General features: G+C 66.2%; 16 protein-coding genes. 4 read left to right on the top strand and 12 right to left on the bottom strand.

What is annotated here, in order from left to right:
• Nucleotides 1-40: 40 nt before the first annotated feature.
• The 3 genes from U5A65_RS11180 (at nt 41) to U5A65_RS11170 (ending at nt 2062) form a co-directional block, all read left to right on the top strand.
• Nucleotides 41-676, top strand: a complete 636-nt coding sequence (locus U5A65_RS11180) for a LysE family translocator (RefSeq protein WP_321909292.1) — start codon at nt 41-43, stop codon at nt 674-676.
• Between the two features lie 102 nt (nt 677-778).
• Entirely contained in the window at nt 779-1345 is a 567-nt protein-coding gene (locus U5A65_RS11175) for a TetR/AcrR family transcriptional regulator (RefSeq protein WP_321946282.1), read from the top strand.
• Between the two features lie 291 nt (nt 1346-1636).
• A complete protein-coding gene (locus U5A65_RS11170) occupies nt 1637-2062 on the top strand; it encodes an organic hydroperoxide resistance protein (RefSeq protein WP_092000433.1) in 426 nt (141 codons plus the stop codon).
• Nucleotides 2063-2140: 78 nt separating this feature from the next.
• On the opposite strand, the gene recD is transcribed toward U5A65_RS11170, so the two are convergent.
• The 10 genes from recD to U5A65_RS11120 all read right to left on the bottom strand — a co-directional run bounded on the left by recD (nt 2141) and on the right by U5A65_RS11120 (nt 20114).
• The gene (gene recD, locus U5A65_RS11165) at nt 2141-4342 is read right to left on the bottom strand and encodes an exodeoxyribonuclease V subunit alpha (protein WP_321946281.1); all 2202 of its coding nucleotides are present in this window, start codon (nt 4340-4342) and stop codon (nt 2141-2143) included.
• A complete protein-coding gene (recB, locus tag U5A65_RS11160) occupies nt 4339-8160 on the bottom strand; it encodes an exodeoxyribonuclease V subunit beta (RefSeq protein ID WP_321946280.1) in 3822 nt (1273 codons plus the stop codon). Before recB ends, recD begins: the two co-directional genes overlap by 4 nt.
• Nucleotides 8157-11741 carry an exodeoxyribonuclease V subunit gamma gene (gene recC / locus U5A65_RS11155; protein WP_321946279.1) on the bottom strand — a complete coding sequence of 1195 codons (3585 nt, stop codon included), beginning with the start codon at nt 11739-11741 and terminating at the stop codon, nt 8157-8159. The genes recB and recC overlap by 4 nt, the downstream gene beginning before the upstream one ends.
• A 228-nt stretch (nt 11742-11969) precedes the next feature.
• The gene (locus tag U5A65_RS11150; RefSeq protein ID WP_321909310.1) at nt 11970-13061 is read right to left on the bottom strand and encodes a sn-glycerol-3-phosphate import ATP-binding protein UgpC; all 1092 of its coding nucleotides are present in this window, start codon (nt 13059-13061) and stop codon (nt 11970-11972) included.
• A 25-nt stretch (nt 13062-13086) separates the two neighbouring features.
• A complete protein-coding gene (gene ugpE, locus U5A65_RS11145) occupies nt 13087-13932 on the bottom strand; it encodes a sn-glycerol-3-phosphate ABC transporter permease UgpE (protein WP_321909311.1) in 846 nt (281 codons plus the stop codon).
• Nucleotides 13933-13945: 13 nt separating this feature from the next.
• Nucleotides 13946-14827 carry a sn-glycerol-3-phosphate ABC transporter permease UgpA gene (ugpA, locus tag U5A65_RS11140; protein WP_321909313.1) on the bottom strand — a complete coding sequence of 294 codons (882 nt, stop codon included), beginning with the start codon at nt 14825-14827 and terminating at the stop codon, nt 13946-13948.
• 151 nt (nt 14828-14978) lie between these two features.
• Nucleotides 14979-16214: an autotransporter strand-loop-strand O-heptosyltransferase gene (locus U5A65_RS11135; RefSeq protein WP_321946278.1), complete on the bottom strand. Its 1236-nt coding sequence runs from the start codon at nt 16212-16214 to the stop codon at nt 14979-14981.
• Between the two features lie 103 nt (nt 16215-16317).
• Complete coding sequence (locus U5A65_RS11130; protein ID WP_321946277.1) at nt 16318-17559, bottom strand: NAD(P)/FAD-dependent oxidoreductase; 1242 nt, start codon at nt 17557-17559, stop codon at nt 16318-16320.
• Between the two features lie 145 nt (nt 17560-17704).
• The gene (locus U5A65_RS11125; protein WP_321909320.1) at nt 17705-18613 is read right to left on the bottom strand and encodes a transporter substrate-binding domain-containing protein; all 909 of its coding nucleotides are present in this window, start codon (nt 18611-18613) and stop codon (nt 17705-17707) included.
• A gap of 193 nt (nt 18614-18806) precedes the next feature.
• Nucleotides 18807-20114: an MFS transporter gene (locus U5A65_RS11120; RefSeq protein WP_321946276.1), complete on the bottom strand. Its 1308-nt coding sequence runs from the start codon at nt 20112-20114 to the stop codon at nt 18807-18809.
• A gap of 308 nt (nt 20115-20422) precedes the next feature.
• Here U5A65_RS11120 and U5A65_RS11115 point away from each other — a divergent pair, with 308 nt between their 5' ends.
• Nucleotides 20423-20947 carry a nucleoside 2-deoxyribosyltransferase gene (locus U5A65_RS11115; protein WP_321946275.1) on the top strand — a complete coding sequence of 175 codons (525 nt, stop codon included), beginning with the start codon at nt 20423-20425 and terminating at the stop codon, nt 20945-20947.
• Nucleotides 20948-20964: 17 nt separating this feature from the next.
• Here the strand turns inward: U5A65_RS11115 and U5A65_RS11110 are convergent, their stop codons facing one another.
• Both U5A65_RS11110 and U5A65_RS11105 read right to left on the bottom strand, forming a co-directional pair.
• The gene (locus U5A65_RS11110; protein WP_321909326.1) at nt 20965-22638 is read right to left on the bottom strand and encodes a S10 family serine carboxypeptidase-like protein; all 1674 of its coding nucleotides are present in this window, start codon (nt 22636-22638) and stop codon (nt 20965-20967) included.
• 123 nt (nt 22639-22761) lie between these two features.
• Complete coding sequence (locus tag U5A65_RS11105; RefSeq protein WP_321909328.1) at nt 22762-24384, bottom strand: S53 family peptidase; 1623 nt, start codon at nt 24382-24384, stop codon at nt 22762-22764.
• Nucleotides 24385-24540 lie beyond the last annotated feature (156 nt).

Below are 24540 nucleotides of genomic sequence, written 5' to 3'. Positions count from 1 at the left end.
TGTTAGTGTTCGGGATTCCCTCTCGCATGGAGCCGCCAGCATGTCTCCTCTCGCCGCCGTTGCCAGCATTCTCCTCGCCGTTCTACTCGGGGCCATGAGCCCTGGCCCGAGCTTCGTACTCGTCGCGCGCAACTCGATCGGTTTATCGCGCCGTGACGGCGTCGCCACTGCGCTCGGCATGGGCACGGGTGCGATCTGCTTCGCGGGCATCGCGCTCGCCGGGCTCTACACCCTGCTCGCCACCGTGGCCTGGCTGTACGCTGCGCTCAAGATTGCGGGCGGCGCCTATCTGCTCTATATCGCTTCGCGCATCTGGCGCGGCGCCGGCACGCCGGTCACGGTAAGCAAGACGGCCGCAGCGGACGAGCGCCCCGGCAAGTCGTACTGGAGCGGCCTGACCACCCAGTTGAGCAACCCGAAAACGGCCATTGCCTATGGCGGCATCTTCGTAGCGCTCCTGCCGCATAACCCGCCGCTGTGGTGCTACTTCGCGTTGCCGCCGCTCGTGTTCGCGATCGAAACCGGCTGGTATACGGTCGTCGCGCTGTGCTTTTCGAGCCAGCGTCCGCGCGATCTCTACCTGCGCGCCAAAGGCTGGATCGACCGCATTGCCGCTGGCGCCATCGCGGCGCTGGGCCTGCGCCTTGTTTTCAGCGCCGGACATCGCGGTATCTGACACTGCCCCGCCGGACGCGGCCCAGCGGTCGCGCCCGGCGCCCCGAAACTTTTTTGCATGAGGCGCTTGACAATCTATCTTCCAGTAGATAAATTAGAACCCATGGATACGAAGTTGACAGTGCGGGAGCAGGTTCTGGACCACGCCATCACACTCATGATGCTGCGGGGGTACAACGGGTTCAGCTACCGCGACCTGTCTGAGCTGGTGGGCGTGAAAACGTCGAGCATCCACTATTACTTCCCGTCGAAAGACGACCTGGTGCTGGAGGCGGTGAGTCAGTACAGCGGCGAAGTCATGGCGGGATTGCAGTCGATCGACGCAGCGCTCCCGGCGCGCGAAAAGCTCGCGACGTACACGCGGCTCTTCGGCAAGACGCTTGGCGACGGCCACCAGATCTGCCTGTGCGGCATGCTGGCCGCCGACATCGAGTCGCTGCCGGAAACGGTGCGTCAGGCTGTACAGGCGTTCTTCCGCGCCAACGAAAACTGGCTGGCCGAGGTGCTGGCCCAGGGCGCGAAAGAAGGCACGCTGGTGGTGAAGGGCAAGCCCGAAAGCGCGGCCCGCACGTTGTTCGCGGCCTTGCAGGGAAGCGTGCTGGCAAGCCGCTTGTTTCATGCGAAGTCGCGCCTCGAAGATGTCGAAGCCATGTGGCGCGTGGCGCAGTGAAGGATTTTTTGCCCGTAATGCGGGGCGGCTAGCCGCCTCTTTTATTAGCCCCTTTGTTCTATCTTCTGATAGATAGCTAAAAGGAGGAGCATCATGAGTGTGTTTCGGCGGCCGGAAATCTATCTGGCAATAGATAGAGTGCAAAAGCTGACGACCGGAAATTCACAAGCGGTGCTCTTCTGCTGGACCCTGGTGCACATGGCTGTCGCCTTGCACCAGTAAATTGGACGCTGTACTCCGCCGTACCCTTATTTACCTTTACCGAACCGTCTTTGCTCAAAGGAGCCCGTCATGTCGATCGAAAAAGTCCTCTACCGCGCCGAAGCCAACGTCACCGGTGGCCGCGACGGCCGCGCCGTCATCCCCGCCAGCCACCTGGACCTCAAGCTCACCACGCCGCGCGAACTCGGCGGCGCGGGCGGCGACGGCACGAACCCCGAGCAGCTCTTCGCCGCGGGCTATAGCGCGTGCTTCATCGGTGCGATGAAGTTCGTCTCGGCACGCGACAAGATCGCCCTGCCCGCCGATCTTTCGATCACCGGCAATGTGGGCATCGGCCAGATTCCGAATGGCTTCGGCATTGAAGTCGAACTGAAGATTTCGCTGCCCGGCATGGACCGCGCGGCCGCCCAGGCGCTTGTAGACAAGGCCCATATCGTGTGCCCGTACTCGAACGCCACGCGCGGCAACATCGACGTGACGCTCACGATCGTTTAAGCGTCACGCTCCACGCGAGCGAGATGCAGCACAAGCCGAGGGCCGCCATAAGCGGCCCTCGGCTTTTTTGCCATCCGCTCACGCGCCCTGCGCGTCGCGCGCGAGCCCTGCCATGAGGCCGCTTGCGCGCTGCACCTTGGCGAGCACCGCGCGATCGAGCACGGAACGGCCCTCGGGCACAGCCAGCGTAAGAAACGACCGCGCACGCGTGATGCCGGTGTAGACGAGTTCGCGCGTGAGAATGGGGCTGTACGTATCGGGCAGCACGAGCGCGGCGTGCGTGAACTCCGAGCCCTGCGATTTGTGGACGGTGAGCGCGAACACGGTTTCCACGCCTTGCAGGCGGCTCGGCGACACCCACTTCACGCCGCCCGAACCGTCGCCCGCCGGGAACGCCACGCGCAACACGGGCGGCTCGCCTGCCGCAACGGGCAACGCCAGCGCGATGCCGATATCGCCGTTCATGAGCCCAAGCTCGTAGTCGTTGTGCATGACGAGCACGGGCCGGCCCGCATACCAGTCGCCGTGCGGTTCGATGAGTCCTTCTTCCTGCAGCAGGCGCGCGACGCGCCGGTTCAGGCCTTCGACGCCCCACGGACCGCGCCGCAGCGCGCACAGCAGTTGGAACGCGCCGTGCGCCTTGAGCACGCGCGCGGCCCAGGTGGACAGCGCATCGGTCGTGGCGCCGGGTTCGGGCCGGGTCGTTCGCATCGTTTCCAGGTAGTGCCGGTAGCCCTGGCGCTGGGCGGCGCTTTGCTCGCCCACGCGGCCATCGACGATCAGCGCGCGCAACGGGCCGTCATCGTCGGCGGGACACACGAGCCGCGCGAGATCCTCGTAGCCGCGTGACCAGATCTTCGCGACACCCACGGCGTCGCCGGTGTTGACGAGTTCGGCCAGCGCGCCGATACCGCTTTCCGATGCAAAACGATGGCTCTCGCGCAGCATCGCAATGGCCTGGTCGAGCGGCAGGCCGTGCGCGTCGAGCATGGCGGCATCGATGCGCTCGCCGGTGGCCGCTTCGAGCCACGCGCGCGACGCTTGCGTGTAATGGCCTTCGCGCGCCCGATCGCACAGTTCGCCGAGCACCGCGCCCGCTTCGACCGACGCGAGCTGATCCTTGTCGCCGAGCAGGATGAGCCGCGCGGTGGGCGGCAGCGCGTCGAGCACGGCGGCCATCATTTCGAGGTCCACCATCGAGGCCTCGTCGATCACGAGCACATCCACAGGCAGCGGGTTCGCTGCGTCGTGGCGGAAGCGCCGGCTGCCGGGCCGCGTGCCGAGCACGCGATGCAGCGTGGTCACGACGGTCGGAATCGCTTTGCGCAGCGCCTCAGCATCGACATGCGCCTGCAGCGCGTCGAACGGCAGCCGCTCGACCGCGCCCGCAATCGATTCGTTCAAACGCGCCGCGGCCTTGCCGGTGGGCGCGGCGAGCCGGATGCGCAACGGCCGCGCGGCAGGCGTTCCCTGCGCCGCACGGCCCAGCGCGAGTGTTTGCAGGAGTGCCAACAATCTCACGACCGTGGTCGTTTTGCCTGTGCCCGGGCCGCCCGTGACGATACTGAACGCGCTGCGCGCGGCGAGCGCGCAGGCGAGCTTTTGCCAGTCGGCGGCGCGTGTCTCGCCGCTGCGCGGCGCGAACAGCGCGTCGAGCGCCGCGCGCGCGACGTCGAGCGGCAGCGCGGCTTCGAGCCGTGCGGCGCGGCCAAGCCGGCGCTCGATCCCCTCGCGCACGTCCTGCTCGTATTGCCAGTAGCGCCGCAAATAAAGCCGCGTGCCCACGAGCACGAGCGGCGCGTTGCCTTGCGCAATGTCGGTAGCCGCGGTCTCTTCGCTCACCAGATCGGGCGCGGCGAGCGCCGCGCGCCATTGCGCGAGCGTGACGCCCGCCAGCACTTCGGCAGGCGGCTGCGCCGGCACCGCGGCCAGCACCTGCGGTCCATCGGGCGGCAGGGAAAGCGCGAACGCGGGATCTTCCAGTGTGGCCTTCAGGTCGAGACACACATGACCGCGCCCGAGCTGATGGCTCGCCAGCGCGGCCGCGAGCAGCAACAACGGCTCGCTGTGCGGCGCTTCGGTCCACAGAAAGCGCGCGAATGCGGCATCGAGCGTACGCAGCCAACCGCGCTCCACCCAGTTGTCGAGCACACCGAGCATGTGCACGGCCGTTTCGCGCGCGGCGCCCCGCCCCGGTTGCGGCTCGATCTCCGGCATGTCCAGATTCTCGAACAGATCGCCGGTGAGGCCGTCCTGCCCTTTCGTGCGGCGCCTCGTCATGCCACGTCCTCCAGCGCGTTGCGACGCGCGAAGAGCGCGTCGAGTCGTTCGATCAACTCACGCGGCGGCCGTTCGCAATGCAGCCCCTGCCCCGGCGCGCGGCCGCCACGCAGGAACAGATACACGGCCCCGCCCACGTGGCGGTCGTAGTCGTAATCGGGCAAGCGCGCCTTGAGCAGCCGGTGCAGCGCGAACAAATAGAGCACGTATTGCAGTTCGTAACGCGAGTGGAGAATCTGCGCGCGCATTTTCGCGCTCGTGTACGAAGCGTCGTCGGGACCGAGCCAGTTCGACTTGTAGTCGGCCACGTAGTAGCGGCCTTCGTGTTCGAACACGAGATCCATGAAGCCCTTAAGCATGCCGTTGAGCGTGGCAGCGTCGAGCGCGGGGCGCGCCTCGCCGTCCAGCGTGAATTCGGTGACGAGCGCATCGATTGCCAGCGTATCCACGGCATGGGCCGTGACCCAGAACTCCAGTTCGGCCATGTACGCACCGGGCGCGAACTGCGCGAACGCCACGCTCGACACGCGCTCGCCTTCGATATCGGGCAGGCGCAGCGGCGTGCGCACGAGTTCCAGCATCCACGCCGTAAGCGTTTCGATCCAGTGCGACCAGCCGCGCACGCTGCAACGGCGCGCCACCATGTCGCGCACGCGCGCTTCGTCTTGCGCGATTTCGGCGAAGCCTTCGTTGGCCGCCCACTCCATCAGTTCGTGCAGAAAGGTGCCTGCGTCCGCGCCGCGCTCGAAGCCGTGCATCGGCGCGAGCGCGGGGGCGACGAGCACTTGCCCGGCGCTTGCGAACGCCTCGTCGTCCTCGGGTGGCACGCTCGCATCGAGCAGTTCGAGGAACACGTCCTCGCTGCGCGTGTCGGGCGCGCCGCGCGCGTCGTCTGCTTCGACGGGAACGCCCGACCCGATCGACGTTTCGACCGTCTTCAGGCTCGAATAGCTCGCGATCCACCAGCGTTCGCGCTCGCGTGAGCCAAGCGTGCGCGCCTCGCCGCGCACGGCGCCGGTGTCGCGCAGCGCGAGCACGTCGCGACGCGCTTCGGGAGCGCTCGCCACGGCGATATCCGCGCACGGTCCGCGCAACGCGTCGAGCAATGCTTCGGTTTCCTCAGCAGGAATCGCCGCGCCGCCCCCCATGAGATAACCGAATGCACTCGCCTCGACGCCCTGCACCGGTCCATAGCCAACCCACGTCGCGTAACGCGCGCGCGTCAGCGCAACGTAGAGTTTGCGCAGATCTTCGCCGAGGCGTTCGCGATCGGCCTGACTCAGCACGCGCGGGTCCGCCTCGAGCGTCACGCGCAATCCGCCTGCGTCGTCGTGCCACTTGAACGGCACGTCGTCGGGCTTGACGGCGCGGTGCGCGCACGCGAACGGCAAAAACACGAGCGGGTATTCGAGACCCTTCGACTTGTGAATCGTGACCACCTGCACGAGCCCCGCGTCGCTCTCCAGACGCAACTGGCGTGCGTCGCCCCCGCCGCCTGCGCTTTCGTCTTCGCGCTGCTCGTCGAGATAGCGGATCAACGCGTGTTCGCCATCGAGCTGCGTGCTCGCCTGTTGCAGCAGTTCGGCGAGATGCAGCAGGTTCGTGAGCGCGCGCTCGCCGTTGAGTCCTGCGCCAGCCGCGTCGCCAAGCAAGCGCTGCGGCACATGGAAATCGTTGAAGAGGCGGCGCAACATCGGCAGCACGCCCTTCCTGCGCCAGCATTCGCGGTACTCGCGGAACTGCAGCACGCGCGACTCCCACGCGATCTCGTCGTGCCCGAGCCGGTCGAGTTCGGCCCATTCGAGCCCCAGCGTGGGCGTAGCGAGCGCCGTGCGCACGAGGCGGCCGTCGTCGGGCTCGGCGCAGGCCGCCAGCCAGTAGCGCAGCTCTTCCGCCTGCGGCGTCTGGTAGACCGAATCGCGATCCGAGAGATAGACGCTGCGCACGCCGCGCTCGGCCAGCGCTTCGCGTATCGCCTGCGCCTCGCTGCGGTTGTTGACGAGCACGGCCATGTCGGCGGGCTGCAACGGCCGCATGCCGTGTTCGCCCGAGAAGCCCGCTGCATGTTCCTGACCGAGGTTGAGCAGGCGCACCATCTCGGTCGCGCAGCTCCCCGCCATGCCCGCGAGATACGCGCCCTTGCTGAGCGGCTTGCCCTCCGCGGCAGGCGGCATCCAGAAGACGTTGAGCGCGGGCAGCGCCGCGCCGGCTGCAACCAGCTTTTCGGCACGTCCATGCGCATCGGCGGCGACGAACGGCAATGCGTTCTCGCGTCCATCAGGGCTGCGAAACAAAAACGCGCCGCTGCCCTCGGGCCGCGATTCCGCTGCCTCGAAACAGCGGTTCACCGCCTCGACCATCGCGCGTGTGGAGCGGAAATTCTTCTTGAGCGTATAGAGCCGCCCTTCGCAGGCACGGCGCGCGCGCAAGTACGTGTAGATGTCCGCGCCGCGAAACGCATAGATCGCCTGTTTCGGGTCGCCGATCAGGACGATGGCTGTTTCGGTGTCGTTCTCGGCGATACGGTAGACCGCATCGAAGATCTGGTACTGGACCGGGTCCGTGTCCTGAAACTCGTCGATCAGCGCGACGGGGTACTGCTTGCGAATGATTTCCGCCAGACGCGCGCCGTTCTCGCGCTGCAGTGCAGCGCGCAGCCGCGTGAGCAGATCGTCGAAGCCCATTTGCGAGCGGCGCGCTTCTTCTTCCTCGAAGCGGCGCGCCACCCAGCGCGCGGCGTGGCACAGCAGGTCCTGCTTCGCCTCGGGCGGCGCGGCCAGCGACTCGCGCAACGTTTGCATCGCCACGAAGGCGGCATGGTCCGGCGGTTCGCCCTTCACCCAGATTTCGGCGAGGCCGTCGGGCGTGAGGCGCGTCCACGCAGGCGACTTGTCCCCGAAGCCCGGTTGCGCGGACTCGGGATCGTTGGCCCAGTCGCGCAGCTGGCCGATCCACGTTTCGCTGTGCCTGGTATTGAGCTTTCTGGCGTCGAACTGTTTGGCCGCGCGCGCCGCGTTCAGCAGCGCCTCGACCTCGTCGATCCAGACGGGCCACGGCGCCTTCAGCGTTTCGAGTTCGTCGCGCGCGCGCTTGCGGGCGTCTGCGAGCGCAGCGCCAGGGTCGCTTGCATCCGGTAAAAGATCGGCGTGAGGAAGCAGCCCGCGTATTGCGTTGTGCAATTCGTCCGGACTCGCGAACCATGCTCTCACTTCGGCGGCGCTCGCCGCGTCGAGCGGTGCCATGAAGGTGCGCCAGTAGTCGCGCACGACTTCGGCGCGCAATTCCGTCTGGTCGGTTTCGAGCGTCTGCGAAAAGAGGCTGTCGCTGTCGAACGCGTGCTCGCTCAGCATGCGGTTGCACCAGCCGTGGATCGTCGAGACGGCCGCCTCGTCCATCCATTCGGCCGCGAGTTGCAGGCGCCGCGCGCAGGCCGGCCACTGCTCCGGCGCGTAGTCTTCGCGCAAGTCGTGCAGCAGGTCGACGCCGGGCTCCCGCTCGGGCACGTCTTCCGGCTCCACGCGAAAGCACTCGGCTGCTTCGATGAGGCGCGCGCGAATGCGCTCGCGCAGTTCCTTGGTCGCGGCGTCGGTAAACGTCACCACGAGAATCTCGGGTGGCGTGAGCGCGCGGCCTTGCGTGCGCGCGTCGTCATTGGCATCCGCATTGAGCGCGCCGTGACCCAGCACGAGGCGCACGTACAGCATGGCGATCGTGAAGGTCTTGCCCGTGCCCGCACTGGCTTCGATCAGGCGGCTGCCGTAAAGCGGGAAGCGCAGTGGCTCCAGTACGTGTGCGTCCATGGTCCCGAGCGGATTCATGCCGTTTCTCCTGCCTCGCTCGAGGCCCGCTTCGCACGCGACGACTTGAGCGGCGCGCGGCTCGCCGGCAGCAACAGCGTCGTGGCGAGCGTGATGAAATCGTCGTGGGCGGCAAGCGCCTCGAAATCGGGGAAGGCGCGGCGCAGATACGGGTTCGTCTCGCGCTCGCCGGGCGTGCGTCCATTGCCTTCATACGCCGCGCACGCGGCATCCCACGCTTCGGCAGGCACTGTGTCGCGCGCGCCGTCGAAGCTGTCCGGCAACTTGCGCAGCCACGCAAACGCCGTCTTCACCGCGAGCGGCAGGGGCCGGCGCGCGCCATCGTCCCACGCGGCAAGCAACGCGAGCAGATAGTCGCGCGCAACCTGCGCATCGAGCGGCGCAAACTCTGCCAAGCCAACCTTGCTCACGATTACCGTGGTCACCGGTCCAGCCGCAATCTGTGCGGCAACGTGCGCGACCCAATACGGCACGAGACGATCGCTTCGATAACGGCCGTCCTTCACGACCGTGCCCGGCTCCAGAATCACGCGGCCAAGCGCGCCGTCCGGGCCCGCGCGCAAATCGCCGAGCCAGTCGTCGAGCGAAACGGTGCGGCCTTCCCGCGTCGCCTCGAGACGAATTTCGTATTGATGCTCGAGCGGCTCGGGCCAGCGCGCAAGCGCCTTGCGATATTCGGCGAACAGCTCGGGCATGGGCGCAAGCAGTTCTTCGCCGATCACTTCGCCAAAGCCGCCGGTCGCGAGATCGCCACTGCGGTGCATGCGCTCGAGGCGCGCAAGCGCAGCCGGTTCGAGATTGTCTTCGCCGCGCTCCATCGCCTTGACCTGCGCGCGGATCAGCTCGTTTTGCAACTGCCACGCCTGCAACGCGTCCACCTCGAAGGGCTCGTGATTTTCGCTCGCGGCGTCTTCGCTTTCGAAGGCCACGCGCAGACGCTGCCGGAAGAAGCTGCGCACCGGCTCGCGCAGAAATTCGCCAAGCTCGCGAATCGAAAGCGGCTCGTCGCGTTCGGCGGGCGCGAGGACTTGCGCGTTGGCTTCAGCGGCAGCTCGCACATCAGCAGGCTTGGCCCATTCGTGCGCATACGTGTAGAGCGTGGCTTCTTCCGGGCGCGGCGGAAAATAGTCAGGGCTGAATGGCTGCAAGCGATGCTCGATGGTCAACGCGTCGAGCAGCGCTTCTCCATCGGCGCCTTCGAAGCCTTCGAGCCGCCAGCCGGCCTTCAGATGATCGCGCAACTGCCCCACCAGCACCGAAGGCGGCCGCGGCGTGTTGTCGGTCACGCTGCGCCCGATCCACGAAACGTGCAGATGGTCGCGCGCCGAAAGCAGCGCCTCGAGGAACAGATAACGGTCGTCTTCGCGGCGCGAGCGGTCGCCCGGGCGGTAGTCGCGGCGCATGAGGTCGAAGTCGAGCGGCGTGCGGCTGCGCGGATAATCGCCGTCGTTCATGCCGAGCAGGCACACGCGCCGGAACGGAATGGCCCGCATCGGCATGAGCGTGGCGAACGTCACCGCGCCCGCGAAGAAGCGCTGCGAGAGGCCGCCGCCTTCGAGCGCCGCGAGCCAGTTCTCCGCGACGATGGCAAGCGGCAACGCCTGCGTGAGCGCGGCTTCGTCGCAGGCTTCGCGCCACGTTTCGAGCGCGCCGTCGAGGCGGTCGAGTGTGTAGGCGTCTTCGTCCTGGGCCGCGAAAAAGGCCGCCTTCAAGTCGCGCAGACGTTCGCACCACGCGTCCACCGTGGCCGGCTCGCGCAGCGTGCGCCATGCGTGATCGAGCGCATCCACGAGGCGCGTGAGCGGGCCCAGCAACGCGGCGTCGAGCCCGCCGATTTCGCTATACGGCTCGATGTCGCGCCATGCTCCCGCGCGCTCGCCCGCGGCGTAGCCCAGCAGCATGCGCCGCAAGCCGAACGCCCAGCTATTGGGCGCGTTCAGTTCGTCGGCCTGGGGCAGCCCGAGGCTCGCGCGCTGGCCCGCGTGCAGTCCCCAGCGGATATTTGCGCCGTCGATCCAGTTGCGCAACGTCGGCACGTCTTCGACATCGATGCCAAAGCGTGCGCGTACGGCCGGCACTTCGAGCAGGTCGAGCACGTCGCTCACCGTCACGCGCGAGTACGGCAGCGACAGCAGCATTTCCAGCGCGCCGATGAGCGGGTCGAACGCGCGCTGCGCGCGGTCGGCCACGCTGAACGGGATGCTGCGCGGGTCGTTGCCGTCGAGCAGGCCGAACACGGCCTGAATATGCGGCGCGTAGACCTCGATGTCGGGCACCATCACGATCACGTCGCGCGGCCGCAGCGTCGGGTCCGCCGCAAATGCCGCAAGCAGGCGGTCGTGCAGAATCTCCACTTCGCGTTGCGCGCTGTGCGCAACGTGAAAGCGAATTGATTCGTCCTCCCGTACGTTGACGGGCTCCCAGTGCTCGCGCGTCTCGCCCAGCGGCCGCAGATCGCGAATGTCGTCCTGCAACTGCGAGAGCAGCGTGAGCGCGTCTTCGCCGTCGAACAGATCGATACGCTGGCCAATGCGCGTGAAATGCGGCGTGTAGGTCTCGCGCGCTTCGTCGCTATCGTATTCGTCGAGCAGGCCGATGAAATCGCGCCCCTGTTTGCCCCACGCCGCGAGCAGCGGCTGCGAATGCAGATGCAGCTGCGCCTCGTCGAGCTGGTCCGGCGCGCCCGCGCGGCGGCGCTGGCGTGCGTGGCGCGCGCGCAGCAGGTCCTGGTCGGCGACGATGTCGGCCCAGTAGTGCATGCAGGGGTTGTGCACGCACATCAGCACCTGGCTCCAGCGCGCGAGCGCCGCGAGCACTTCGACCGACTGGCGCGCGAGGCTCGAAATGCCGAATACGACGAGGCGGCGCGGCAGCCCCTTCGGCCGCGCGTCGCCCTCCTGCCACGACTGCGCGCGCGCCATGAATGCCTCGTGCACGGCGGCACGGCCCGTGTCGCGCAGGCCGATGCCGTCCGGCGCCTGCGCGCTCACGTCCGCGAGCAGCGCGCGCCAAAGCGCGGCCTGCCAGCGCGCCTCCTCGGGCAGCGGCGTACGCACGTTGCGCGCATCGATCAGCACGTCCTCATTTGCGGCCCACGCGGCGAGCCAGTCCGCGCGATAGACCTGGTACTGGTCGAGCAAATCCGCCACGCGCTGCGCGAGCTGGAAGCACTTGCGCTGGTCCTCGTCGTTGGCCATGAAGCGTTTGAGCGGCTCATAACCGGGCTCGTCGAGCAGGGCCGGCAGCATGCGCATGAGACGCCATACGAGGCGCGACTTGTCGAACGGCGAGACCGCGGGCACCGCGTCGTTGCCGAGCACCGCGCGATACGCCTGCCACAGGAAGCGCGACGGCAGCGACATTTCGAACGCCGCCGCGATACCGCAACCGCCCTCCTCAGGGTCGGCGGCGAACGCGAGCTTGAGCCACTGCGCGATGCCGTTGCTCTGCACGAGGAACATTTCTTTTTCGAGCGGCGCGACCGGGTTCTGGCCGATCCAGTGCACGATCAGGTCGCGCATGCGCTCGGGCTGATTGCCATGAACGAGCATCAGCCCCGTGGGCAGTTCGCGCGCGCTCAAGCGAAGCTCCGGCGCGCGTGGCGCACATTGGGCACGCGTTGGGCAGGCTGGGCGAGAAAGCGGAGAAAAGGGATTGCGGCCATGTCGCCAGTTCGTGTTGGGTGCCGGTACTTACCGATACGAATTGCGCAGGCGGCATTGCGCCCGCGTGATGCGACAGTTTACGACAATCGGGACCGCGGCGAGCGGCGCATTCGCGCGCAGGCCGCGGTTTGGGTGCCAGCCTCGTCAGGCCGTCGCGGCCGGGCCCAGGCGCTTACCCGTAGCCGGATCGAAGAAATGCAGGCGCGCCGGCGGCAAGTGCACCGCCAGCCGCTCGCCGGGCGTGGGCCGCGTTTCGTGCGGCAGGCGCACCACCACATCGGCGCTGCCCCAGCGGCCGTGCGCGAGGTTGTCCGCGCCGAGCAATTCGCAGGTCTCGACTTCGAGCGTGACCGGCTCGTTGGCGCCGCGCGCATGCATATGCTCGGGCCGCACGCCCAGCACGCATGGCGCACCCTTCGGCAGCCAGGCCGGCGCATCGCCAAGCGGCAGATGCGGCCCGTTGCCCTCGATTTCGAAGCGCTGGCCGTCGTCGCTCACGCGCCCGCGCAGCAGGTTCATGGCCGGCGAGCCGATGAAGCTCGCCACGAACATCGAAGCGGGCCGGTCGTACACTTCGCTGGGCGTGCCGATCTGCTCCGCGCGCCCGCCGTTGAGCACCATCACGCGCTGCGCGAGCGTCATCGCCTCGATCTGGTCGTGCGTGACATAAAGGCTCGTCGTGCGTAGACGCGCATGCAGACGCTGGATTTCAAGGCGCATCTGCACGCGCAGCTTCGCGTCGAGGTTCGAGAGCGGCTCGTCGAACAGAAACACCGAAGGCTCGCGCACGATCGCGCGGCCCATCGCCACGCGCTGGCGCTGCCCGCCCGAAAGCTCGCGCGGCTTGCGCTCCAGCAGCTTGCCCAGTTCCAGGATTTCAGCGGCCGCCGCCACGCGCGCATCAATCGCTGCGCGGTCGAGCCCCTGCAACTTGAGGCTGTAGCCCATGTTGCGCGCAACCGTCATGTGCGGATAAAGCGCGTAGTTCTGGAACACCATCGCAATGTCGCGATCCTTGGGCTCCACGCGATTGACCACCTTCTCGCCGATGGCGATCTCGCCCGACGTGATGGTCTCCAGGCCCGCCACCATGCGCAGCAGCGTCGACTTCCCGCAGCCCGACGGGCCGACGAGCACCATGAATTCGCCGTCCGCCACCTGCACGTCGATGCCGTGCAACACCTGTTGCGCGCCGTCGTACGACTTCGTGACGCCCCGTATGCTCAATGCCGCCATGCCGTCTCCCGAATTGCATTCATGCTTATTTCTCCACATCCACGAGGCCGCGCACGAACCAGCGCTGCATGGCCAGCACCACCACGAGCGGCGGCAGCATGGCGATCATCGTCGCGCACATCACGAGATGCCATTGCGTGGCCGCGTCGCCGCTCGAAATCATGCTCTTGATGCCCACCACGGCGGTCGTCATCGAGGCCGTGCTCGACATGAGGATCGGCCACAGATACTGGTTCCAGCCGAAAATAAACGTAATGACGAACAGCGACGCGATGTTCGTTTTGGATAGCGGCAACACCACGTCCCAAAAGAAACGCAGCGGACCCGCGCCGTCGATGCGCGCGGCCTCGATCAGTTCGTTGGGCAGCGTGAGGAAGAACTGGCGGAACAGGAACGTGGCGGTGGCCGAAGCGATGAGCGGCAGCGTGAGGCCTGCGTAGGTATTCGTGAGATGCAGCGTGGCCGCAACCTGCACCGTGGGGAAGATGCGCACTTCCACGGGCAGCATGAGCGTCACGAAGATCAGCCAGAACGCGAGACGCCGGAACGGAAAGCGAAAGAACACGATCGCATAGGCCGAGATGATCGAAATGGCGATCTTGCCTACTGAAATCACGAGCGCCGTAATGACGCTGTTCAGGAGCATCGCGCCGAACGGGCTCGCGGCGCTGCCCGTGCCCACGTTCCACACGGTGGCCATGTTCGCGAACAGATGCGTGCTCGGCACGAGCGAGAGCGGCACCGAGAAGACTTCTTTCTCGTTCATCGTGGCGGCGCAAAACGCCACGTACACGGGGAAGGCCACCACCGCCACGCCGAGCAGCAGCATGACGTGGCAGAACAGGTTGAAGTATTTGCGGTTTTCGACCATCAGCTCATACCCCTTAGTACTGCACGCGTCGTTCGATGAAGCGGAACTGGAAGATCGTGAGCGCCGTGACGATCAGCATCAGCACGACCGACTGCGCGCCCGAACTGCCGATGTCGAGGCCGCGAAAGCCTTCGTCGAAGATCTTGTACACGAGCGTGCGCGTGGCCTGCCCCGGGCCGCCCCCGGTTGCGGCGTCGATCACGGGGAAGGTGTCGAAGAGCGCATAGACCACGTTCACGACGAGCAAGAAGAAGCTCGTGGGCGAAAGCAGCGGAAACGCAATGCCGAAGAAGCGCCGCACGGGCCCCGCGCCGTCGATGGCGGCCGCCTCGAAGAGCGATTGCGGAATCGACTGCAGGCCCGCGTAGAAGAACAGAAAGTTGTAGCTGATCTGCTGCCAGACCGATGCGATCACAACGAGCGTCATGGCCTGGCCGGGGTTGAGCGCGTGATTCCACGTAACGCCGAAGCGCGCGAGCGCGAAGGTCACGAGGCCGATGCTCGGGTTGAACAGAAAGCCCCACAGCACGGCGGCAATGACGGGCGCGACCGCATACGGCCAGATGAGAAACGTTTGATAGAAGCGCTTGCCGCGCGTCACATGGTGCGCCATGGCCGCCAGCAGCAGCGAAATGGCGAGGCCCCCGAACGTGACGAGCGCCGTAAAAACGAGCGTGGTCTGGACCGAGGCCAGATAGAGCGGATCGTGCAGGAGCCGCGTGAAGTTGGCGAAGCCGACGAACACCGACGACGTGCCGAAGGCGTCCTGGGCCTGGGTGGACTGCAGCAGCGCCACCCCGGCCGGCCACAGGAAAAAGATCACGGTCACCGCAAGCTGCGGGCCGACGAGCAGGTACGGCAGCAGGCTCGCCCCAAAGCGGGAGCGTTGTTCCATTGCGTCACTCTCCTCGAGTGGCGGCGTTCGGCTGGGCGCGAACGCCAGTTGGCGCGGCTTGTTGATCGAATTGAGCCGCCTCCTGGGCGGCGCCGCGTTCGCATTCTAGCCGAGAGTCATGACAGTGCGGATCAAAGCCCGGTTTGAAACGCTATTCGTCTCGGTGTGTTGCACCAAGCGTGGTGATGAGCCGGTCCACCACGCCGATCACGTGCGCCGGCGTAATGGCCTTCGTGCACTGGTAGCGAAACGCGTCGCCCGCATGGCGCGGGCACCAGCCGAAGTCGGTGTCGTCGGACTCGTAGCGCGTGTCGTTGTAGCAGCTATTGCAGGCGTGGAAGTTGATCACGCGCCACGGCGTGTGGAATTCCGCCTTCGGGTGCGAGAAGCCGCTGATCAGCACGACCGGCACGCCCACGGCCCATGCGAGCCACGAGAGCCCGCTGCCAAGGCCCACGAAAAAGTCGGCATGGGCGAGCAGGCTCGCGCGTTCCGTCAACGCTCGCGCGCCCGTGAAATCCTCGGCGCCTTCGGGCATGACGTTCAGTTCACCGGGCAAGCCATATTCGCGGTCGCGGTCGATACACAGCACCCGGTAGCCGCGCGCCAACAGGTGCGCGACGAGCGCCGGCCAGCCATGCGGATTGTTCCAGTACTTGCACTGCGAAGAGGCTTGCGTGGCGATGCAGACATAGCGCCCGGCAATGACACGCTCGGGGCTCGCGACGGAAACGCGCGGGCGGCGTTCGAGCGCCGGCACGCCCAGCATGTACGAAGCGAAGTCCTGCAAATTGCTTACGCGCAGGTCGGTCGGCTGGTGATCGCGGTCGGAGAGCGGCCGGTACGCGCCGACGCGGTAAGTCGCGTAGACGGGCTCGCCGGTTTCATCATCGGCGGCAGCGGCAGCCGTGAACGCGATGGCGGGATAGCTCGCCTCGAACAGCGCATGCAGCGGGGCCGCCATCCGCACGGTCAGCGCACACCCATGGCGCGCGCGAAAAACCTCGAATGCCGGCATCCAGGCGATCGCATCGCCCATCGCGCCCGATCCGACTTCCACGCGCACGTGGCGCCCTGCCGCATCGAAGGCATGCGAAAAAACGCGGCGCGGACCGTCGAATACCTCCAGCAGGAAGCGCACATAGTATTTCCGGCGGCTCGCGGCGATCTCGCCCGCGTGCAACACCTCGTCGAACAACACATTGGCCGTGTCGAGATCGTGCATGCGCACACGCCAGCCGTCTTTCGGCACCTGCACGCGGCAACCGAAATTGAAGTCGTAACGGATGCCTTCCAGGCCCGCCAGCGCGGGGGGGCCGGGCTGCGCGAAAGCGGTGGACTGGAGGCCGCGCTGGGCGCCTGGAGAGGGGTGAGTGGAGGGATGCATCGGGCGATCGGGCTGCTGGGACGGTTGAACCGACGCAGCGTATCCCGGTCGCGAAAATAACGGGGACGTCGCCGCCCCCTGACTTCATCTTTGAACGCGCGGCTCAGGCAAGCGCCGCAGCGGCAAACTTGCCCATATCCGTGGCCGGATCGCGCAGCGCGTCGAGGTCGAGCTTCACACCCTTGCCCACGAGCTTCTTGCCGCACAGAAAGTCGGGCATCGAATTGACGGCGTCGACCGCGAGCAGCGCGCGGTCCTTGAGGTAGTACACCGCGAAGCGGCGCGCTACGGGGTCGCCGCGCACGATGGCCTCGTCATAGCCCTCGAGCAGGCCCACCGTCTGGAGCTTGAGGTCGTACTGATCGGACCAGAACCATGGCGCGTCGCACGCGGGACGCGGCTTGCCGACGATCGCCGCGGCCGCGAGCTTCGCCTGCTCCACCGCGTTGTGCACGCTTTCCAGGCGCCCCGCGCGGCCATAGTGCGCAAGCGGCCGGTGCGCGCAATCGCCGATGGCGAACACGTCGGGGTCGCTCGTGCGCGCGTCGTCGTCCACCTGGATGCCGTTGGTGCACACAATGCCCGCCGCTTTCGCGAGCGCCTCGTTCGGCAGAATGCCGATGCCGACCAGCGCAAGCGTGGCGGGCACGATCTCGCCATCGGCCAGCTTCACGCCGGTGAGCTTGCCGCCCTCGCCCACGAGCGCCTCGATCGTCGCGTTCAGGCGCAGTTCGACGCCCTGCGCGCGATGCTCGTTCGCGTAGAACGCGGAAACGGTCTCGCCCGCCACGCGGCCCAGCACGCGCGGCGCCGCTTCGAGCACTGTGACCTCGTGGCCGAGCTGGCGCGCCGCCGCTGCCGCTTCGAGGCCAATATAGCCGGCGCCGATCACCACGAGCTTTTCGCCCGGCTTCACGCGCTCGCGCAGCACGTCTGCGTCCGCGAGCGAGCGCAGCGCGATCACGCCCGCGAGATCGTGGCCCGGCACCGTCAACGCGCGCGGCGTCGAGCCGGTGGCGAGAATCAGCTTGTCGTATTGAACGTGGCTGCCGTCGGCGAGTGTGAGCGTGCGGTTCGCGCGGTCGAGCGACTGCGCGCTTGCGCCGAGCTTCAGCTCGATGCGCTGCTCGTCATAGAACGCACGCGGCTTGAGCCACAGACGTTCGACGTCGGCCTCGCCCTTCAAATAGGCCTTGCTGAGCGGCGGCCGGTGATAGGGCGGCACCGGTTCTTCGCCGACCAGCACCACGCGGCCGTCGAATCCATATTGCCGCAGCAGCGCCGCGGCGTTGCCGCCCGCATGCCCTGCCCCAACGATCACCACTGTGCTGCCGTTTTCTTGCATGTCCGCTCCCGCTTGATCCTGCTCTTTACCTATTAATCGATTCATCGCGCGCATCGGCGGCCAGGACTCATTCATGCACTTGAATCCACGCCGCCCGCCGCGCCAGGAACGAGATCATCTCATGGTTCGCACACGCACGCGGCGCTTAGTCGAAGGCGCGATCGTTCGGCGCGGCATAGAGCGCACGCAATTGCCCGCTCATCGGAAACGCGAAATTCACGCCTTTGGGCGGCACCGGCTTCTCGAACCACTTCGCGTACATTGCGTTGATTTCGCCGCTCTTCATGATCCCCGCCATCGTGTCGTTCACGAGTTGCCGGAATTCGGGGTCGCCGTTGCGCATCATGAACGCATAAGCCTCCAACGATTGCGGCGTACCCACGATCACCCATTCGGACGGCTTCTGCGTGAGCGAGCGCGTACCGGCGAGCAGCACGTCGTCCATCATGTAGGCCACGACGCGCCCCGACTCGAGCGTGGCGCGCCCCTCGGCATAGTCGCGCGCGCTGATGATGCGCATGTTCATCTGCTTGTCGAGGTTCATGCGCCGCAGGATGCGCTCGGACGTCGTGCCCTGGTTCGTGAGCACCGTCTTGCCCGCGAGATCGGGAAAGTCGTGAATGCCCGAATTCTTGTGCGTGAGCAGGCGTGTGGTCGCAATGAAGAACGTATTGGAAAAGCTCACCTGAGCCTCGCGCGCTTTCAGGTTCGTCGTGACGCCGCACTCCAGATCCACGGTGCCGTTCTGCACGAGCGGAATGCGGTTTTGCGAAGTGACGGGAATGAAATGCACCTGCAAATTCGGACGCTTCGTCCTGAGCTTGACCGCGTCGATCACCTTGTTGCAGATGTCCTGCGAAAAGCCGATCACCTGGTTGTCGCCAATCACGTAAGAGAACGGGACCGAAGTCTCGCGATACCCAACGGCGATGATGTTTGCCGCGCGGATCTTGTCGAGCGTGGGCTGCGCAACCTGGGCGGCCGCCGGCTGCAGCAGCGCAATGCATGCCGCGAAGGACCAGCAAGCCAGCGACAGCAGCTTCAGTGCGTTCATCAGTCGGTCCTCTACTCGCGTATCGTTGTCTTGCGCATTCAAAGCCTACATATGTCGCCAGAATCGATCATCGCGCAACATGTGGGAAATACCAGGGCTTTCCCGAGATGTTAAGCCGACGACGAAAAAAAAGCAGCGGACCTTGCCGCTGCTTTTCTAGCTCAATGCTGCGCAATCTTCGCGGCAAACGCCATCAGCCGTTGACGATCTTCTTCGGCTGCAGCAGCGCCAGCAGCGCGCCCAGCACCATGGCCGCCGAAACGCAGTACATGCCCGCATTCGTGCTTTGCGTCGCGTCCTTCATCCAGCCGATGATCGAAGGGCTCACGAAGCCCGCGAGATTGCCGATCGAGTTGATCATGCCGATGGCGGCGGCGGCCGAACCGCCCGCGAGAATCGCGCTCGGCCAGGTCCAGAACACGGGCATCGTGGCGAGCATGCCAGCCGCGCCCACCGAGAGCGCGAGCATGGCGAGCGGCACGTTGTTGCCGAACACAGTGCTGAAATACAGGCCGAGTGCCGAAGCCAGCGAAGCGATGGCGAAGTGCCAGCGGCGCTCGCCCGTGCGGTCGGCGCTCTTCGCCACGAACAGCATGCTGAACACCGCGCACGCGTACGGAATGGCGGTGAGCAGGCCCACGTCGAGCGCGCTCTTCACGCCGCTCGCCTTGATGAGCGTGGGCAGATAGAAGCTGATGCCGTAAAGGCCCATCATGCAGCAGAAATAGATCACGGCCATGAGCCACACGCGGCCGTTGGCGAACACCGAGCCGATCGATGCGTGGCCCTTGCCGGCCTGGTCCTGCTCGATATTGCGCTCGAGCACGGCCTTCTCGTCTTCCGAGAGCCACTTCGCCGCGCGAATGCCGTTAGGCAGATAGAAGAGCGTAATCACGCCCAGCACGAGCGAAGGCACGGCTTCGATCAGGAAGAGCCACTGCCAGCCCGCCCAGCCGTTCGTGCCGGTGAACGCCGAGAGAATCCAGCCGGAGAGCGGTCCGCCCAGCACGCCCGCGATCGGAATGCCGATCATGAAGAGCGCGTTCATGCGGCTGCGGCGCGCGGCCGGAAACCAGTAGGTGAGATAGAGCACGATGCCAGGGAAGAAGCCGGCCTCGGCCACGCCCAGCAGGAAGCGCACGAAATAGAACTGCGTGGGCGTCTTCACGAGCAGCGTGGCCGCCGAAAGCACGGCCCACGTAATCATGATGCGCGCGATCCACACGCGTGCGCCCACGCGGTGCATGAGAATATTGCTTGGGACTTCGAAGAAGAAATAGCCGATAAAGAAAATGCCCGCGCCGAGACCGTACACGGTTTCGCTGAACTGGAGGTCGCTCAGCATCTGCAGCTTGGCGAAGCCTACGTTGACGCGGTCGAGATACGCGGCCACATAGCAGAGGAAAAGAAACGGCAACAGGCGCAGCGTCGCCTTGGAATAGGCGCCCGCTTCGAGATTGTGTAGTGCGGCCTTCGACTGGCCGCCGGCGATCGTATTCATGGTCTCCGACATGGTGCGAAGCCCAAGCCGCAAACGGCAAGGGCCAAGGAAAACGAGGGCGCATTGGCCGGGTTTCAACCCCGAGGTTTGTCCCCAATACGTTGCGCCCACAACAAGATGCGCGCAGTTGCGCGGCGCGCAACGCCGCACGATAGCATGCAAAGCGCATCATCGTAGCGAGACGCAACAATTGCTGTCAACTGTTTGTAAGTAACGGGAATACGCCCGAAACGCCGCTGCCCCGGGACCTGGCGCTAGAATCGTCGAACTCGCTCTCGACGAACCGCTTGCATGGAGAACCGCGCGCCATGAATTCCACCCCGCTGCCCCGCCGCCCGCGCGTGTATCTCGCCGGCTTCGACGTCTTCCGGCGCGACGCGCTCGAGCACGGCGCCCGCCTCGTCTCTGCGTGCGCGGAATATGGCTTCGAGGGCGTCTATCCGCTCGACGCGCAAGTGCCGCCGGACCTCGACGGCCCGCGCCTCGCCGCGTGGATCTATCGCGCGAACGTCGAAGCGATCCGCGCCGCCGATATCGTGATGGCAAATGTGAACGACTTTCGCGGCCCCGGCGAGCCCGACTCCGGCACCGCCTTCGAGATCGGCTATGCAACCGCACTAGGCAAGGAAGTCTGGGCCTACACGTCCGACCAGGGCACGCTCATCGAACGCGTGCCTTCGGTGCCCGACGCGCAGGGGCGCGTGTGCGAACGCGGCTATCTGGTGGAAGATTTCGGCCTCGCCAAGAACCTGATGATCGCGTGCGCGGCGCGCCTCGTGCAGGGCGACGCGCGCGCGTGCCTCGAAGCCATGGCGCAAGGGCGCACGCGTTGAGAGCGTACGCCCCCGCCTCAATGATGCATGGTGCTCATCGTGCTCATGCGCTGGAGGGCGCGGATGCGCGCCACCGCGGGGCGGTCCGTCACGGCGACCTGATAGAGCTTCGCGAGATCGGCCTTGAGCGCCGTGCGTGAGCCGGCGTCGAGATACACCATGTGCCCCGACGGATAGAAGCGTGCGCTCAGGTTGTCGCGCACCTTCTGGTCGAGGAGCGGCATCTTCTGCAAGTCGATCACGGTCTGGTAGAACGGCGTGACGAAGTCGTAGTAGCCGTTCGCCGAGAGCACGCGCAAATCCGGGTTCAGCGCCATCACCGCCGCCAGGTCGCCGGCCGTGTAGAGCACGATATTGCCCTGTGCATCCACGCCCTTTTGCGCGCCCGTCGGATCGATATGGCCGAAGTTCCAGTTCTTGAATGCCTGATCGTTCAGGTCCGTGAACGACGAGTTCGTGCGGAACTTCAGCTGCTCGTTCAGGTAGCTGTTCCACATCGCCGTATACACGCCGCTCACCGCCGTCATGGTGGGATCGTTGCCGCCCGAGTTGGGGTCGATATTGCCGGCAATACCCGTGTCGATGGCAGTCACGCGGCCGTCGTACGAGCCGAGCGCCACGCCCTTGTCCTTCATGAGCGTGGTGAGAAATAGCGAATTGCCGCGGCTGTCGTACGAGGCGATGTCGAGATTCCACGACTCCAGCGTTTGCGTGTCGATGCCCGTGTATTGCGACAGCGTCTTCAGCGTGGCCGGAATGCCCTTGTCGCTGGGATCGGGAAACTTCGACAGCGCCTGCAGATAATCGGTGCGCGCGAATTGCGCGACCTGCGCGGCGAACGCCTGCAGGTCCTTCGGCGCGGGCGTCACGCCAAGGCGCTTGTGGTACCAGGCGTCGGCGGCCGCCGTGGGCAGCGCGCCCACCGGATTGCCGCTTTGCGTGTAATCGAGTATCGACGACTGCAGCGTGATGCCGTTCAGATCCACGCCATCCTCGTGCAGCCGGTAGGCGAGCACGCAACTGCGCGCCGTGCCATACGATTCGCCGTAGAGAAACTTCGGCGAATTCCAGCGATCGTTCGCCGAGAGGTAGCGCTTGATGAACTGCTTGAGCGAATCCGCGTCCTGATCCACGCCCCAGAAGTCGCGATTGTGATGCGGCGCGATCGCGGCCGAATAGCCCGTGCCCACCGGATTGATGAAGATGAGGTCGCTCTTGTCGAGCAGGCTGTCCGGATTGTCTTCGAGCGTATAGGGCGCAGGCGGCGTGAAGCCCGGCATCGAGGTCTTGATGCGCTTGGGCGCGAACGAGCCGAGCAGCACGAACACGGAAGACGAGCCCGGGCCGCCGTTGTAGAAGAACGTGACGGGACGGTCCTGCGCCTGCACGCCGTCCTTCGTGAACGCCACGTAGAACATCTTGGCATTGGGCTGCGAGCTGCTCGGATCGACCGTCACGAGATGACCGGCCGTAGCCGTATAGGCGATGACTTCCTTGCCGATCTGAATGGCGTGGTGCGTGATTGCGGCATTCTCGGTCACGTCGGTGACGAAGTCGTCGGGACCGTTGCCGTAAGCGGTGGGATCGAAGCACGGCTGGTCGGCCTGGGAGCGATGCTTGCCGTTGCCGCTCGCGGGGCTGGCCCCTTGAGCGCCGCCGTTGCCCTTGGTGGACTGCGCTTCGTCGTTCATGTCGTCTCCACTTTCTGAGTGTTCGCGTTTGAGACAGTGAATGCAACTTCGAATGGCAACCTTTCATGCAACTCGCATGCGCTCGCCATTTCCTTCTCGCCGGGGCGGCGCGCCGCGCTCATCCTACGTCGAGCCGAGTGCCGCCGCCACCTTGCTGCCGACCGGCGTGCCGAGGCCCGTGCAGGCGTCCCAGCCGGGCGCCGCGGAGAAGTCGCCATTGCTGCCGCTCGTCACGTCGTTGAAGGCGCCGGGCTGCGCATAGAGCCTCGCGTTCGCGAAGCCCACGGGCGTGCCGCGCGCCGCGTTGATACGCGCGATCAGCGCAGCCCACAGCGGCGCGACCGCGCTCGTGCCGCCCACCACCGTATCCGCGCCGGCCACGCGCACCTCGTAGCCCGTGGCTGGGTCGGCATCGGCTGAGACATCGGGCACGCCGCGACGCACCAGCGCACCGGCCCCGCCGCTGCCGCGCACGACGCGCAGACCCTTTTGCCAGTCCGGCAGCGCGAACGTCGCGCTCACGCCGCCGCCGGTCGCGCCGTTTTCGCCGTCGCTCCACACGGTCTCTTGCGAGATGCGTCCGTTCGATGCCGCGATGTGCGTGCCGCCGCAGCCGAGCGCATAAGGGCTCGACGCGGGGAAATCGACATGATCGGCGCCGTCGCCCACGCCATCCGACGAGCCGCTGTCGCCCGAGGCCGCACACACGGTCACGCCGAGCGCGACGGCCGTTTGCATGGCGTCGTTCAGCGCGCCGAGCGTTTGCTGCGACCACGCCGACTCCGGCGCGCCCCAGCTGATCGAGATGACCGATGGCTTGCGCTGGCTGTCGTGCAGCGCCGCGCTCACCGCATCCACGAAACCGGCCTCGCTGTTCGGCGCGAAATACACGGCAATGAGCGCCCCGGGAGCCAGCGCGCCCGCGATCTCCACGTCGAGCGTGACTTCGGCGTCGGGCCCGTTGGGGTCGCCGGTCGGCGCATTCGTCGCCTGATCGACCGACACATCCTCCACGCGCGGCGCGCTCACGCCCAGTGCCTTGAAATACGCGGTGAGGTCCGCCGTGTCGTATCCGCCGCCCATTTCGACGATTGCAATGCACTGGCCGCTGCCGTCACCTGCGGGAAAGCTGTAAAGCTCCGCAAGCTGCAAAGGCGTGAACGACCGGGTCACCGCGCGCGCGGCACGGATGGGCGGACGGATGGGTGCGCCAGCAGCCGGCGCATTGGCGAGACTCGTCGGCACGAAGCGAAAGTGCGGCTGCGCCTTCGCGCGATTGTCGAGCCCCACGACGGCGGTGACGACCTCGTGCATGTCTTGCGGCAAATGCAGAGGGCCGCTCGGCTGGTGAAAATGATGCGTGGTCTTGCCGACCTGATGTTCGAAACGCTGCAAATCGATGCCAAAGGCGGCGTTGTACTGCTGCACCGTGCCCGAGAGCACGACCCGGCGCGCCGAGGCGTCGGCGTGGTCCACGGCGAGGCCGTGCGCCTTCGCGAACTGTTCGACACGCTCGATATCCGCCGTGCTGGCGCCAAAGCGCCGCTCATACTCTTCGCGGGAAACCGGCTTGGCGGCGGGGTCGTTGGCGGTGAGCCGGTTGACCAGCTCGTGAAATTCAGGCGACGCCTGACGCCGCAGGATCAACACGATCTTGAAGCGCTCCGCCGGGTCGCACGCGCCGACGCACTGCGCGCCAGCGGGCGCGGGATGTTCGCTGCCTGCCACGGGAAGGTGCCTGGTCATGGCCGGTTTCTCCTTCGTGAAGCGCGTGCCTGTGACTGGACTCTGGCGCCCGGACGCGCGTTGAATCACCGCAATTGCGCGCACCAAACCAGCCCGGCATGCCATACGACAATCGTTGGGATATTCATGCAGCATCGCCACCGCACGATGCGGCCA

It is taken from the genome of Paraburkholderia sp. J10-1, assembly GCF_905220165.1.
Taxonomy (GTDB): domain Bacteria; phylum Pseudomonadota; class Gammaproteobacteria; order Burkholderiales; family Burkholderiaceae; genus Paraburkholderia.
This window is presented reverse-complemented; position numbering and strand designations above follow the sequence as displayed.